Raw genomic sequence first — 13,392 nt, 5'->3', positions numbered from 1 at the left:
TCAGGATATTCGGCGGGTGTCCCGTTGCTGGCTGTCGTGCGACGGGATCCTACCGAGTGGACAGCGATGCAAGCAGGTTGCGTCATCACTCGGAGAGGCCGCAATGGTACGTTTTTTGCGTGTAAATACATGCGGGATTGAGGCGCGTTACCCCTGGGTTATTCAGATGATTCCGGCACGGGCGGCCGCGATCACCGCAGAAATCTTGTTGCAGACGTTGAATTTCTCGATAACGTTTTGCACATGGTAGTTAACGGTGCGCTCGCTCAGGCTCAGGATCCGCGAGATATCGTGAGCTGTCTTGCCCACGGCGGACAATTTCATGATCTCCAGCTCCCGGGACGATAGCCTGGGCCTGCTGGGCTTGGCCTGAACAGGAACGGTGCGGGCATACAATTCGCTGAGGTGCCGGTTGGCGTAGAACAGATAACCATAATGCTCATACAGCTCGAGCGGGCTGATCGGGCAATGAGTACGCGCCAGGCTGATGATGCTGCACAAACCGCTGGCTTCGTCATGAAACGCTTGCGACCAGCCATGTTGCAGCCCGTTCTGTTTCAGCGCCTGCCACAGTTCGGGCGCGTCTGAAAACACGGTCTCCTCCCAAACGATCGGCAGTATTGAGTGATTGCAATGCGCTATTACCGGATCAATATTGCGGTAGTTCTGTTTTTTGTACTGGACGTTCCATTCTTTCGGATAGTTATTGATTTGCAAGGCGTTAAGATGCACTTCGCGATTCGGTGACGTGACTGCGATTGCGCAGAAATTAAAGCCCAGGTTTTCGGCGAATCTCAGCAATATTGCGTAAGCCGATTCTATGCCCTTGGCAAACGTCAGTTGTTTCAATTGTGATTCCTTCCACGTTTCCATGAACTATCGCCTCCATAGCCTGATATCGGGGCGCCGAATGGATCCAAAAGATCCGGCACGAATCGAAGTGTAGGATCTTTCCTGCGAATCGCCTTACATTATTTCGAGATTGAAACTTTGATGTTTTTTATAAAGCGTTCTTAGCAATACAGGCTGTTATATTTTAATTGGCATCTTAAAGTTATTGCTCTAGATCCAGGATTGACGAAAAGTCGAATGCGCGGTGCCGATCCTGTTAATACCATTACCAATGACAGGTGTTTGGCAGCGCGATTTTGCGGGACACTGGGGGTAATCGTTTCAAGGAGTGCCTCATGACTGCCAGCGCCGAGAAGTACACCAGCCAGACCTTGCTCGATGTGCAACCGTTGACCCCGAACCTGTTCACGCTGCGCACCAGCCGCGATCCCGGCTTTCGCTTTCGTGCCGGCCAGTTCGCCCGGCTGGGCGTGACCAAGGCCGATGGCAGCACGGTCTGGCGCGCCTATTCGATGGTGTCGTCGCCGTTCGACGAGTTTCTCGAGTTCTTTTCCATCGTTGTGCCGGGCGGTGAATTCACCAGTGAGTTGAGCCGACTCCAGGTCGGCGACACTTTGATGGTGGAGCGCCAGGCGTTCGGTTATCTGACGCTGGATCGCTTTGTCGACGGCCGGGACCTTTGGCTACTGTCCACCGGCACCGGGGTGGCGCCGTTTCTGTCGATCCTGCAGGACTTCGAAGTCTGGGAGAAATTCGAGCGGATCATTCTGGTTTACAGCGTGCGGGAGGCGCGGGAACTGGCCTATCAGGAGTTGATCGCCGGGTTGGCGCAACGTGACTATCTGAGCGAATACGCCCACAAGCTGCAATTCATCCCCACTGTGACCCGCCAAGTGCATCCCGGCGCGCTGCAGGGCCGGATCACCACGTTGATCGAAAATGGCGAACTGGAGCGAGCGGCGGGCGTTGAGCTATCGCCAGAGCATTCGCGGGTGATGCTGTGCGGCAATCCGCAGATGATCGACGACACCCGCGCCTTGCTCAAGCAGCGCGACATGCGCCTGAGCCTGACGCGCAAGCCGGGGCAGGTCGCGGTAGAGAATTACTGGTAACGAAAACGGCACCCGCGGGTGCCGTTTCAATGTGAAGCAAATGCCTCAGGGCCGCTCGTTCTGCGCCTTGAGCAGGTCGCGGATTTCGCCCAGCAGTTGCTCTTCCTTGCTCGGGATCGGCGGCGCAGTGGGTGCTACGGCTTCTTCGCGCTTGAGGCGGTTGATGGCTTTGACGCCCATGAAGATCGCGAAAGCGACAATCACGAAATCCAGCACCGTCTGCAGGAATTTGCCGTAAGCCAGCACCACGGCGGGCGCATCGCCCTGGGCGGCTTTGAGCGTGACGGCCAGATCACTGAAATCGACCCCACCGATCAACAGGCCGATCGGCGGCATGATCACGTCGCCGACAAACGACGAAACAATCTTGCCGAACGCTGCGCCAATGATGATACCGACGGCCATGTCGACCACATTGCCTTTGACCGCGAAGGCCTTGAACTCGCTAAGCACGCCCATAGTTATTTCCTTGTTACAGATGAGTTTGGTGTAGGCAGTGTAAATCAGCGAAACGCCTCCTGCGCGAAACACCTTCTTACAATGCCCGTTTTTATCGACACATCAATTGACGATTAGTTTGCAAAATGCCAGCAATCGCGCGCGAAATACGCGCTAAAGCGCTGATTGCACAGCCAATTTCTTCAATCATGGTGTTACGTTCTTTCTATTTATGTTCCGCTGCACAGGCCTCTAGCCTTGGCGTGGCGCACCTGGATGCGCCCAATAAAACCAGAGGAACCTGATATGACATCCATTCCTGGACTGGGGGCTTTTCCCCATCGCCGCACCTTCGGTGTACTGACCGCCAGCCTGCTGACCTTTTCAGTCAATGCCGCTCCGCTGACCCGCGATAACGGCGCTGCGGTCGGTGACAATCAGAACTCGCAAACCGCTGGGGCCAGCGGCCCGGTACTGCTGCAGGATGTGCAACTGATCCAGAAGCTGCAGCGCTTCGATCGCGAACGCATCCCCGAGCGCGTGGTGCATGCACGCGGCACCGGCGCTCATGGCACCTTCACCGTGACCGATGACCTCAGTGACCTGAGCAAGGCCAAGGTATTCGCCGCCGGCCAGAGCACCCCAGTGTTCGTACGCTTTTCGGCGGTGGTGCACGGCAACCACTCCCCGGAAACCCTGCGCGATCCGCGCGGTTTCGCCACCAAGTTCTACACCGCTGACGGCAATTGGGATCTGGTCGGCAACAACTTCCCGACCTTTTTCATCCGCGATGCGATCAAGTTCCCGGACATGGTGCACGCCTTCAAGCCCGATCCGCGCACCAACCTGGACGACGATTCTCGCCGGTTCGATTTCTTCTCCCATGTACCGGAAGCGACCCGCACACTGACCGAGTTGTATTCCAACTACGGTACCCCGGCCAGTTATCGCGAAATGGATGGTAATGGCGTTCATGCCTACAAGCTGATCAATGCAAAAAATGAAGTTCACTATGTGAAGTTTCACTGGAAGAGCTTGCAGGGGATTAATAATCTGCGGCCGAAACAGGTTGGCAAGGTTCAGGGTCAGGATTACAGCCATATGACCAATGACTTGGTCAGCAATATCAATAAAGGCAACTTTCCGAAGTGGGACTTGTACGTGCAAGTTCTGAAGCCACAGGATTTGTCCAAGTTTGATTTCGATCCATTGGATGCAACCAAGATCTGGCCGGGTATTCCGGAGCGCAAAGTTGGACAGATGGTCTTGAACCGTAACCCGGCCAATGTCTTCCAGGAAACCGAACAAGTGGCCATGGCACCCGCCAACGTAGTTCCGGGTATCGAGCCTTCGGAAGATCGTTTGTTGCAGGGCCGAGTGTTCTCTTATGCCGATACGCAGATGTATCGCCTCGGTGCCAACGCATTGCAATTGCCGATCAACGCACCGAAAACCGCAGTGAACAATGGCAATCAGGATGGTGCGATGAATTTCGGCGCCAGCCAGTCCGGCGTCAACTACCAGCCAAGCCGTCTGCAACCGCGTGAAGAGACGCCATCGGCGCGTTACAGCCAATCGGCGCTGGCGGGCACCACCCAGCAGGCGAAGATTCAGCGTGAGCAGAACTTCAAACAGGCCGGTGATCTGTATCGCTCGTACAGCAAGCAGGAACGTCGCGACCTGATCGACAGCTTCGGCGGCTCGCTGGCCACCACTGATGACGAGAGCAAGCACATCATTCTGTCGTTCCTGTACAAGGCCGACCCTGAGTACGGCAGCGGTGTGACCGAGGTGGCCAAGGGCGACCTCAGCCGTGTGAAAGCGCTGGCGGCCAAACTGACCGACTGATAGCCATGCGGCGCACGCGAGGGCCGGTCCGGCCTCGCGTGCGCTCAAGGAGAGTGCTCGATGCGTATTTTTCTTTTAGGCCTGGCCGCGTGCCTGTCGACCCTCACCTGGGCGGCACCGGTCGAGCAAAGTCCCGAGGCGCTCAAGGCGCAGTTGCAGGATTACTACTTCGACGCCGCCCGCCGTGGCGACGTGCCGATGCTCGACACCTTTATCGAGTCCGGTTATTCCCTCGATACCCGCGACAGCAAGGGTTACACCGCGCTGATTCTGGCGGCTTATCACGGTCAGGCGCCGGCGGTGGAACGCCTGCTCGCCGCTGGCGCCGATGCCTGTGCTCAAGACCAACGCGGCAACACCGCCCTGATGGGCGCGATATTCAAAGGCGAGTTGCAGATCGCCCGGCGCCTGATGGCCACCGATTGCAGCCCGGACCAACGTAACGGCGCCGGGCAGACCGCGGCGATGTACGCCGGGCTGTTCAAACGTCTGGAATTGCTTGATGCGTTGAAAGCCAAGGGCGCCGACCTGAATGCCGAGGATCCGCTGGGCAACAGTGCCGTGCGTCTGGCCAGCGGCGAAATCCGGACTGCCGCGCCGCGCTGATCGGCGATGGCTGCGTTATCATCGCGTCTTTTCTTTCGGGGGTTCTGATGGCCAAGGCCAAGCGCATGTACGGCTGCACCGAGTGCGGCGCAACCTTTCCCAAGTGGGCCGGGCAGTGCGGCGAGTGCGGTGCCTGGAACACCCTGACCGAAACCATGATCGAAAGCGGCGGCGCTACGGCACCCACCGGGCGCACCGGTTGGGCCGGGCAGCAGGCACAGATCAAGACGCTCGCCGAAGTCAGCATCGAAGAAATCCCGCGTTTTTCTACTGCCTCCGGTGAACTCGATCGCGTGCTCGGCGGCGGCCTGGTTGACGGTTCTGTGGTGCTGATTGGCGGTGATCCGGGGATCGGCAAGTCGACAATCCTGCTACAGACCCTGTGCAACCTGGCCAAGAGCATGCCGGCGCTGTACGTCACCGGTGAGGAATCCCAGCAGCAGGTGGCCATGCGTGCGCGTCGTCTCGGCCTGCCCCAGGATCAGCTGCGGGTGATGACCGAGACCTGCATCGAAACCATCATCGCCACCGCTCGTCAGGAAAAGCCCAAGGTGATGGTGATCGACTCGATCCAGACCATTTTCACCGAACAGCTGCAATCGGCGCCGGGCGGCGTATCCCAGGTGCGTGAGAGCGCGGCGCTGCTGGTGCGTTACGCCAAGCAGAGTGGCACGGCGATCTTCCTCGTCGGCCACGTTACCAAAGAGGGCGCTTTGGCCGGTCCTCGTGTTTTGGAACACATGGTCGACACCGTGTTGTATTTCGAAGGTGAATCCGATGGTCGTCTGCGTTTGCTGCGCGCGGTGAAGAACCGTTTCGGCGCGGTCAACGAGTTGGGCGTATTCGGCATGACCGATAAGGGCCTGAAAGAAGTCTCCAACCCATCGGCGATTTTTCTCACTCGCGCTCAGGAAGAAGTCCCGGGCAGTGTGGTCATGGCGACGTGGGAAGGCACCCGGCCGATGCTGGTGGAAGTGCAGGCGCTGGTCGATGACAGCCATCTGGCCAACCCGCGTCGGGTCACGCTGGGGCTGGATCAGAACCGTCTGGCAATGCTGCTCGCGGTGCTGCACCGTCATGGCGGCATTCCGACTCACGACCAGGACGTGTTCCTCAACGTGGTCGGTGGCGTGAAGGTGCTGGAAACCGCCTCGGATCTGGCGTTGATGGCGGCAGTGATGTCGAGTTTGCGTAACCGGCCGCTGCCCCATGATTTGCTGGTGTTCGGCGAAGTCGGCCTGTCCGGCGAGGTACGCCCGGTGCCGAGCGGGCAGGAGCGGTTGAAAGAAGCGGCCAAGCACGGCTTCAAACGCGCGATTGTGCCCAAGGGCAACGCACCGAAGGAAGCGCCGGCGGGGTTGCAGATCATTGCCGTGACCCGTCTCGAACAAGCCCTCGACGCACTGTTTGAGTGAACGCCGAACCTCTGTGGTGAGGGGGTTAGCCCTGTTGGGCTGCGCAGCAGACCCGCTTTTCAGGGCCGCTGCGCGCCCCAACGGGGATAAATCCCTCGCCACATAAATCCCTCGCCACATCAATCCCCTCACCACATAGATCCCCCTCACCACAGGGCATTCCAAATTGGGACTGGGGGCCCTAGATCTCGATCAGCGCACCCAGTTCGCGCTCCAGCTCGGCCTCATCCGCCAGATTCAACTCGATCAAGCGGCGCAGGCGCTGGATCGATTCCAGGCTGATGTGCCGGCAGATGAACCCCAAGTGGCCGTTTTCCTCATGGGCCAGATGCACGTCCATCTCGATATCGACGTCTTCGCTCAGATGAATGTCGACGAAGAAGTCCTGCTCTTTATCCCCCAGCCACGGCTCCGGTCGCTCGATCAGCAGGCCTTTGAGCGACAGGTCGATCAGTTTGACCGGCCAGATGTACTCGCCCTGTTTCAGCTCGGTTCGGGCATCGAACGCAATACGTTTGAAACGACGTCGATTGGCGGGGTGCTCGCTCATGGCGCAATCCTCATGAAGGTTCGCTGACTATAGACCGCGAATGCGGGCGCCAGCCAATCACTAAGGCGTCTAGACCTATGTCGGGGTATGGCCTTTGGCGCCGTAAGCGCTAAACTCGGGGTGGCTGTCTTTCTTGTCCACCCTGGCTGGAATAATAAAATGAAAAATAATAATAGCCTGCTGCGCCACTTACCCTGGCTCGTGCTGGCAATCGTAGGAGCGTGCGCCCTCGGCGTAGTGGCATTGCGCCGCGGCGAGGCGATCAATGCCTTGTGGATTGTGGTCGCTGCCGTGGCCATTTATCTGGTTGCGTACCGTTACTACAGTCTGTTCATCGCCAACAACGTGATGCAACTGGATCCGCGTCGGGCCACCCCCGCCGTGCTCAACAACGATGGTCTGGACTATGTGCCGACCAACAAACACATTCTTTTCGGTCACCACTTCGCGGCCATCGCTGGCGCGGGGCCGCTGGTCGGTCCGGTGCTGGCGGCGCAGATGGGGTATCTGCCCGGCACACTCTGGCTGATTGCCGGTGTGGTGCTGGCGGGCGCGGTGCAGGACTTCATGGTCCTGTTCATGTCGACCCGACGCAACGGCCGTTCCCTGGGCGACATGGTGCGTGAAGAGATGGGCCGGATTCCCGGGACCATCGCACTGTTCGGCTGCTTCCTGATCATGATCATCATCCTCGCGGTGCTGGCGCTGATCGTGGTCAAGGCCCTGGCCGAGAGCCCGTGGGGCATCTTCACCGTAATGGCGACCATCCCGATCGCGATGTTCATGGGCATCTACATGCGCTACATCCGCCCCGGCCGCATCGGCGAAATCTCCGTGGTCGGTGTGTTGCTGCTGCTCGGTTCGATCTGGCTGGGCGGGCAGATCGCTGCCGATCCGGTATGGGCCAAAGCCTTCACCTTCACTGGTGTGCAGATTACCTGGATGCTGGTCGGCTATGGTTTCGTCGCTGCATCGCTGCCGGTCTGGCTGATCCTCGCGCCACGTGACTACCTGTCGACCTTCCTCAAGATCGGCACTATCGTCGCCCTGGCGATCGGCATCCTGATCACCATGCCGGAGCTGAAAATGCCGGCGTTGACCCAGTTCGTCGACGGCACCGGCCCGGTGTGGAAGGGTGGTCTGTTCCCGTTCCTGTTCATCACCATCGCCTGCGGCGCGGTATCGGGTTTCCACGCACTGATCTCGTCGGGCACCACGCCGAAGCTTTTGGATAACGAAACCAACGCCCGCTACATCGGTTACGGCGGCATGCTGATGGAATCGTTCGTGGCGATCATGGCCATGGTTGCCGCTTCGGTGATCGAGCCGGGCGTGTACTTCGCCATGAACAGCCCGGCTGCAGTCGTCGGCAGTGACGTCGCTTCGGTGGCGCAAGTTGTCACCAGCTGGGGCTTTGCGATTACCCCGGAAGCGCTGCAAGCGGTTGCCCATGACATCGGCGAAACCACCATTCTGGCTCGCGCCGGTGGTGCGCCGACCCTGGCGGTGGGTATTGCGCAGATCCTGCACAGTGTTCTGCCGGGTGAAAACACCATGGCGTTCTGGTACCACTTCGCGATCCTGTTCGAAGCGCTGTTCATCCTCACCGCTGTGGACGCCGGCACGCGTGCCGGGCGCTTCATGCTGCAGGACCTGCTCGGCTCCTTCGTACCGGCGCTCAAACGCACCGAATCGTGGGGCGCCAACCTGATCGCCACTGCCGGTTGTGTGGCGATGTGGGGCTGGTTGCTGTATCAGGGCGTGATCGATCCACTGGGCGGCATCAACACCTTGTGGCCGCTGTTCGGCATCTCCAACCAGATGCTCGCCGGTATCGCGCTGATGCTCGGCACCGTGGTCCTGATCAAGATGAAGCGCCAGCGCTACATCTGGGTCACCCTGTTGCCGGCCACCTGGCTGTTGATCTGCACGACCACGGCTGGCTTCATCAAGCTGTTCGACGCCAACCCGGCGATCGGCTTCCTGTCCCTGGCCAAGAAGTACAGCGATGCGCTGGCCAACGGTCAGGTGCTGGCACCGGCGAAGAGCGTCGAGCAGATGCAGCACGTGATCTTCAACGCCTACACCAACGCCACACTCACCGCGCTGTTCCTGTTCGTGGTGTTCAGCATCCTGTTCTATGCGCTCAAGGTCGGCATCGCCGCCTGGGGCAAGAAAGAGCGTACGGATAAAGAATCGCCATTCCAGGCCCTGCCGGATGCGTAACCAGAGGATTGCAGCATGTTCAATGACCTGAGTCGCCTCGGTAAATACCTCGGTCAGGCCGCGCGCCTGATGGTCGGCATGCCCGACTACGACACCTACGTCGAGCATATGCAAACCAAACACCCGGACAAACCGGTGATGAGCTACGAGATGTTCTTTCGCGAACGTCAGGAAGCCCGTTACGGTGGCAAGGGTGGGCCGAAGTGCTGTTGAACTGACAGCATCAGGTTGAGGTGATCCCTGTGGGAGCGAGCCTGCTCGCGAATACGGAGTGTCAGTTGATGAATGATTTGACTGACACACCGCTTTCGCGAGCAGGCTCGCTCCCACATTTGTTTTTGTGTTCTTTTCAGGAGATCGGGTTTTGTCTTCTCCCATTCCGGTAACGGTTCTCAGCGGTTTCCTCGGCGCCGGCAAGACCACCTTGCTGCGCCATTTATTGAAAGCCGAGCACGGTCTGAAAATCGCCGTGATCGAAAACGAATTCAGCGACGCCGGCATCGACACCCAGCTGTTGGGTGACGAGCCGGTGCAAGTCATGACTCTGGCCAACGGCTGCGTCTGCTGCACCATTCACACCGACCTGACCAAGGCGCTGTACTTGCTGCTCGAACGCCTGGACAGCGGCGAAATTGCCTTTGACCGTCTGGTAATCGAATGCACCGGTCTGGCCGATCCGGCACCGGTGGCGCAGACCTTTTTCATCGATGAAGAGCTGCGCGAGCGTTACTTGCTCGACGGCATCATCACCCTGGTCGACGCTGCCCACGCCGATGTGCACCTGACCCAGACCATCGCCCAGGCGCAAATCGGTTTCGCTGATCGCTTGCTGGTGAGCAAGACTGATCTGGTCGATGAGCCGACGTTCACCGCGTTGAGCGAACGCCTTACGCGAATCAACCGCCGCGCGCCGATCCGTGTGGTCGAGCATGGCAATATCAATCTGGCTGAATTGCTGGATGTGCGTGGTTTCAACCTCAATGCTGACCTGGGCGGCGGTTTGAGCCTGCGTCCGGTGAGCAAGGCGCCGTCGATCGATCGCATCTCCAGCCTGGTGCTGCGCACCGATCAGGCGCTGGATATCGATCAGCTGAGCGAGTTCATGAAGGAACTGCTGGAAGAGCACGGCAAGCAATTGCTGCGTTACAAAGGCGTGCTGAACATTGCCGGCGAAGACCGGCGGTTGGTGTTTCAGGGCGTGCTGAAACTCTATGGTTTCGACTGGGACACCGAATGGGCCGAGGGCGAGGCGCGCGAGAGTGTGATCGTGTTTATTGCCGATGATTTGCCGGAAGAGAAGATTCGGGAGGGGTTTGCCAGGGTAGCTTCTGACTGATGATTTTTTCGGTGTCAGCACTGACGCCATCGCGGGCAAGCCCGCTCCCACAGGTTTATTGGTGTACCCACAATCTGTGAGCGACAAATAACCCTGTGGGAGCGGGCTTGCCCGCGATGGCGATTTAACTCACAACACAATGTTGAAAGGTTGTGCCCAGCAGTGTCAGCTCAAGATGATCCAGATGCCGATTCATCAACATGCCGGCCTTGGAAACATCGCCTCGCTCCACAACCTCAACCAACGCCAAATGCTCCTGCCATGCGCAACAGCTTCGCGTCGAACCGTGACTCCGCGCAATCGCCAGCGACGTCAACGGCACCAGACTGCGCAGAAAATGCGCCAGCGGCAGATTTCCCGCCATCCGCGCCAACCGTAGATGAAACTCTCCCGACAAGCGAATCGCCGCCCCGCGCCGATCCTGCTCGACGGCGCGCTTCTCGCGCTCTACCAACGTGCGCAAGCATTTCAAATCGTCTGGCTGCGGACGCTGACACGCCAACCGCACCAACGTGTTCTCGGCCAGCCGTCGCGCATGCAAGGTCTGCCGGATCAGTTCCCGATCAGGCGCGGCCACTCGCGGTCGATGATTGGCGCGCAGCACCACGATCTGCTCATGGGATAACTGCGTCAGCACGCGGCGCACTTCGGCACGGCTGGCGCTGAACATCGCCTTCAGGCTGTCCTCGGTGAACCGGCTGCCTTCATCGATTCGCCGCTCGAGGATCGCGTCGAACAGTCGCGGATACAGATCCTCCACCGGCGTGTGCAAGCGAGAAAAGGGCAGGGCGGTCGATTGCGCGTGGGACGCTGAAGCAAAACTGTTCATGGCCGTTCTCCTGGCTGATCAGGTGGGCAGGTTGTCATCCGGAATATTCAGCTCAACGCCCATGCGCTGGCCTTCGCGCAGAATGTGCCGGCGCATTTCGGCGCTGGCCTGGGCGCTGTTCTTGCTGCGGATCGCGCGGACCACGGCTTCGTTTTCTTCCAGGCGTTCGGCCAGATGCTCCGGGAATTGCGCAACACTTCGGCGCTTTGCTTGAGGGCATTGCTGGTCTGCTGCACCACGCTCTGGAAAATCGGGTTCGAGGTCAGGGTGAAGAGTTCTTCGTGGAACGCGATGTAGGCGCTGACCCCGGCTTCACTGTCACCGGCCTCGAGGGCTTCGCGCATGTCCATCAGGGTCAGGCGCAACTGTCCGACTTCCTTGCTGCTGATCGATTGCGCGACCAGGCCAACGATGAACGGCTCGAGGGTGTAGCGCAGTTGCAGCACATCTTCGAGACTGGCGCCGGCCACCGCGCTGTCGTGGCTCTGAGTGTCGCTGAGTTGCGCGTCGAGTACGACCACGCCTTTGCCCGGCATCGAACGCACCAGACCGAGGGTTTCGAGGACGATCACCGCTTCGCGCAGGCTCGGCCGGCTGATGCCCAGTTGCTCGGCCAGTTCGCGCTGGCCCGGCAGCATGTCGCCGGAGCGCCACTGCCCTCGGGCCAACGCGGCGCGGAGTTTTTCCACCACTGAGTTGACGACGGTTGAAGTTGTAATCACGTACTGGCTCCCTGCGCCGTGCCTGCGCATTGGCAGGCACGGCACTCATTCAAAATTCTTTGGCCGCCGCCTGAGCGACGGTTTTTCGCGGTTGAAAGTTATAGCCCTGCTCGCCGTTGAGCACCTTGTTCGCGCGCTGCACGTCGATGTCCTTTTCCCAGCGGGCGATGGCCACGGTGGCGACGCAGTTGCCGATCAGATTGGTCAGCGCGCGGCCGATGCCCATGAACCAGTCCACGGCCAGTACCAGCACCAGACCGACTACGGGAATCGCCGGGATCGCCGTCAGTGTCGCCGCGAGAATCACCAGCGCCGAACCGGGAATGCCGTGGGCGCCTTTGGAGGTAATCAGCGACACCAGCAGAATCGTCAGCAAGTCGGTCATCGCCAGTGGCGTGCCGGTGGCATTGGCGATGAACACGATGGCCAGGGTCAGGTAGATCGAGAAACCGTCGAGGTTGAACGAATACCCGGTCGGGATCACCAGGCCGACGGTCGAGCTGCCGATGCCGAGGTGTTCGAGCTTGCGCATGATCTGTGGCAGCACAGCGTCGGAGGAGGCGGTGCCCATGACAATCAGCAGTTCTTCACGCAGGTATTTGAGCAGCGGCCACATGCGCAGACCAGACGCGCGCATGACCAGGCCGAGAATCACACTGACAAAAGCAACGCAGGTCAGGTAGAACAAGCCGACCAGACTGCCCAAGTGCTGCAGCGAATCGAGGCCGTATTTGCTGGTAGTGAAGGCGATGGCGCCGAACACGCCGATCGGCGCCAGCCGCACGATCATGCCCATGATGCGGAAGATCACATGGCTGAGTTCATTGATCAGCCGCGAAATCCCGGAAGCGGCTTCGCCGACCAGATTCAGTGCACTGCCGAACAGCACCGAGAACAGCAGTACCTGCAGAATGTTGTTGTCGGCGAAGGCGCCGATCACCGAGGTCGGGATCAGATCCATCAGAAACTGCGTGGTGGTGTGCATGTGCTGGCCGCGCTCGGCGAGGTCGTCCATGTCGGCGCTGGAGAGCTGCTCCAGATGAATGTTCGCGCCGCTGCCAATGCCGGTGCTGAAGGCGAACACCAGACCGATCACCAGAGCGATGGTGGTCAGCACTTCAAAGTAGATCACCGACTTGAGGCCGATGCGCCCGACCTTCTTCAGATCGCCCGCGCCGCTGATACCGCTGACGACCACGCAGAACACGATCAGGCCGATCAGCATCTTGATCAATTTGATGAAGCCATCGCCAAGCGGTTTGAGCTGGGCCGAGTATTCCGGAAGGGTCAGCCCGCAGACGATGCCGAGCATCAGTCCGAGAACCACTTGGAGGAAAATTGAACGCGAGCACCATCTGAGCATGGGAGGAATCCTGGGTCGGTGTCCTGGCTGCCGTACGCGTGGCGCAGCGGATTCAGGACTTAATTATTGTGGTCTTACCGGTATGTCCAGTGCAG

12 protein-coding genes and 1 pseudogene are annotated in these 13,392 nt (G+C 59.4%); 7 read left to right on the top strand and 6 right to left on the bottom strand.

The features are described from left to right. Positions 1 to 162: 162 nt before the first annotated feature. Positions 163 to 873 (bottom strand): autoinducer binding domain-containing protein, encoded by a 711-nt coding sequence (locus tag LJU32_00575; GenBank protein WKV89055.1) that lies wholly within the window; start codon positions 871 to 873, stop codon positions 163 to 165. A gap of 314 nt (positions 874 to 1,187) precedes the next feature. Between LJU32_00575 and LJU32_00570 the strand changes: the two genes are divergently transcribed. Further along, the gene (locus tag LJU32_00570) at positions 1,188 to 1,964 is read left to right on the top strand and encodes a ferredoxin--NADP reductase (protein WKV89054.1); all 777 of its coding nucleotides are present in this window, start codon (positions 1,188 to 1,190) and stop codon (positions 1,962 to 1,964) included. A 45-nt stretch (positions 1,965 to 2,009) separates the two neighbouring features. On the opposite strand, the gene mscL is transcribed toward LJU32_00570, so the two are convergent. After that, positions 2,010 to 2,423: a large-conductance mechanosensitive channel protein MscL gene (gene mscL / locus LJU32_00565; GenBank protein ID WKV89053.1), complete on the bottom strand. Its 414-nt coding sequence runs from the start codon at positions 2,421 to 2,423 to the stop codon at positions 2,010 to 2,012. 285 nt (positions 2,424 to 2,708) lie between these two features. Between mscL and katB the strand changes: the two genes are divergently transcribed. The 3 genes from katB to radA are packed head-to-tail and all read left to right on the top strand — an operon-like array spanning position 2,709 to position 6,271. Next, on the top strand, positions 2,709 to 4,250 hold the full coding sequence (katB, locus tag LJU32_00560) for a catalase KatB (protein WKV89052.1): 1,542 nt from the start codon (positions 2,709 to 2,711) through the stop codon (positions 4,248 to 4,250). A 60-nt stretch (positions 4,251 to 4,310) separates the two neighbouring features. Beyond that, on the top strand, positions 4,311 to 4,856 hold the full coding sequence (locus tag LJU32_00555) for an ankyrin repeat domain-containing protein (protein ID WKV89051.1): 546 nt from the start codon (positions 4,311 to 4,313) through the stop codon (positions 4,854 to 4,856). Positions 4,857 to 4,903: 47 nt separating this feature from the next. Continuing rightward, positions 4,904 to 6,271, top strand: coding sequence for a DNA repair protein RadA (radA, locus tag LJU32_00550; protein ID WKV89050.1), 1,368 nt, complete (start codon positions 4,904 to 4,906; stop codon positions 6,269 to 6,271). Positions 6,272 to 6,452: 181 nt separating this feature from the next. Here the strand turns inward: radA and LJU32_00545 are convergent, their stop codons facing one another. Then, a complete protein-coding gene (locus tag LJU32_00545) occupies positions 6,453 to 6,821 on the bottom strand; it encodes a PilZ domain-containing protein (protein ID WKV89049.1) in 369 nt (122 codons plus the stop codon). A gap of 159 nt (positions 6,822 to 6,980) precedes the next feature. Between LJU32_00545 and LJU32_00540 the strand changes: the two genes are divergently transcribed. The 3 genes from LJU32_00540 to yjiA all read left to right on the top strand — a co-directional run bounded on the left by LJU32_00540 (position 6,981) and on the right by yjiA (position 10,383). Then, positions 6,981 to 9,047, top strand: a complete 2,067-nt coding sequence (locus LJU32_00540) for a carbon starvation protein A (protein ID WKV89048.1) — start codon at positions 6,981 to 6,983, stop codon at positions 9,045 to 9,047. A 15-nt stretch (positions 9,048 to 9,062) separates the two neighbouring features. Next, positions 9,063 to 9,260: a YbdD/YjiX family protein gene (locus tag LJU32_00535; GenBank protein WKV89047.1), complete on the top strand. Its 198-nt coding sequence runs from the start codon at positions 9,063 to 9,065 to the stop codon at positions 9,258 to 9,260. 151 nt (positions 9,261 to 9,411) lie between these two features. Continuing rightward, on the top strand, positions 9,412 to 10,383 hold the full coding sequence (yjiA, locus tag LJU32_00530) for a GTPase (protein WKV89046.1): 972 nt from the start codon (positions 9,412 to 9,414) through the stop codon (positions 10,381 to 10,383). Positions 10,384 to 10,507: 124 nt separating this feature from the next. On the opposite strand, the gene LJU32_00525 is transcribed toward yjiA, so the two are convergent. The 3 genes and pseudogenes from LJU32_00525 to LJU32_00515 all read right to left on the bottom strand — a co-directional run bounded on the left by LJU32_00525 (position 10,508) and on the right by LJU32_00515 (position 13,297). Beyond that, positions 10,508 to 11,212, bottom strand: coding sequence for a GntR family transcriptional regulator (locus LJU32_00525; GenBank protein WKV89045.1), 705 nt, complete (start codon positions 11,210 to 11,212; stop codon positions 10,508 to 10,510). 18 nt (positions 11,213 to 11,230) lie between these two features. Further along, a pseudogene (locus LJU32_00520) lies at positions 11,231 to 11,934 on the bottom strand (FadR family transcriptional regulator). 49 nt (positions 11,935 to 11,983) lie between these two features. Further along, the gene (locus LJU32_00515) at positions 11,984 to 13,297 is read right to left on the bottom strand and encodes a C4-dicarboxylate transporter DctA (GenBank protein ID WKV89044.1); all 1,314 of its coding nucleotides are present in this window, start codon (positions 13,295 to 13,297) and stop codon (positions 11,984 to 11,986) included. Positions 13,298 to 13,392: the final 95 nt, after the last annotated feature.

The sequence above is a fragment of the Pseudomonas sp. B21_DOA genome, assembly GCA_030544685.1.
GTDB lineage: Bacteria > Pseudomonadota > Gammaproteobacteria > Pseudomonadales > Pseudomonadaceae > Aquipseudomonas > Aquipseudomonas fluorescens_AO.
This window is presented reverse-complemented; position numbering and strand designations above follow the sequence as displayed.

What these genes read in the sequence shown, in the direction of transcription:
- LJU32_00535 (WKV89047.1), top strand. Translation starts at nt 9,063, where the DNA reads ATGTTCAATGACCTGAGTCGCCTCGGTAAATACCTCGGTCAGGCCGCG.
- katB (WKV89052.1), top strand. Translation starts at nt 2,709, where the DNA reads ATGACATCCATTCCTGGACTGGGGGCTTTTCCCCATCGCCGCACCTTC.
- LJU32_00575 (WKV89055.1), bottom strand. Translation starts at nt 873, where the DNA reads ATGGAAACGTGGAAGGAATCACAATTGAAACAACTGACGTTTGCCAAG.
- mscL (WKV89053.1), bottom strand. Translation starts at nt 2,423, where the DNA reads ATGGGCGTGCTTAGCGAGTTCAAGGCCTTCGCGGTCAAAGGCAATGTG.
- LJU32_00540 (WKV89048.1), top strand. Translation starts at nt 6,981, where the DNA reads ATGAAAAATAATAATAGCCTGCTGCGCCACTTACCCTGGCTCGTGCTG.
- LJU32_00555 (WKV89051.1), top strand. Translation starts at nt 4,311, where the DNA reads ATGCGTATTTTTCTTTTAGGCCTGGCCGCGTGCCTGTCGACCCTCACC.
- LJU32_00570 (WKV89054.1), top strand. Translation starts at nt 1,188, where the DNA reads ATGACTGCCAGCGCCGAGAAGTACACCAGCCAGACCTTGCTCGATGTG.
- radA (WKV89050.1), top strand. Translation starts at nt 4,904, where the DNA reads ATGGCCAAGGCCAAGCGCATGTACGGCTGCACCGAGTGCGGCGCAACC.
- LJU32_00545 (WKV89049.1), bottom strand. Translation starts at nt 6,821, where the DNA reads ATGAGCGAGCACCCCGCCAATCGACGTCGTTTCAAACGTATTGCGTTC.
- LJU32_00515 (WKV89044.1), bottom strand. Translation starts at nt 13,297, where the DNA reads ATGCTCAGATGGTGCTCGCGTTCAATTTTCCTCCAAGTGGTTCTCGGA.
- LJU32_00525 (WKV89045.1), bottom strand. Translation starts at nt 11,212, where the DNA reads ATGAACAGTTTTGCTTCAGCGTCCCACGCGCAATCGACCGCCCTGCCC.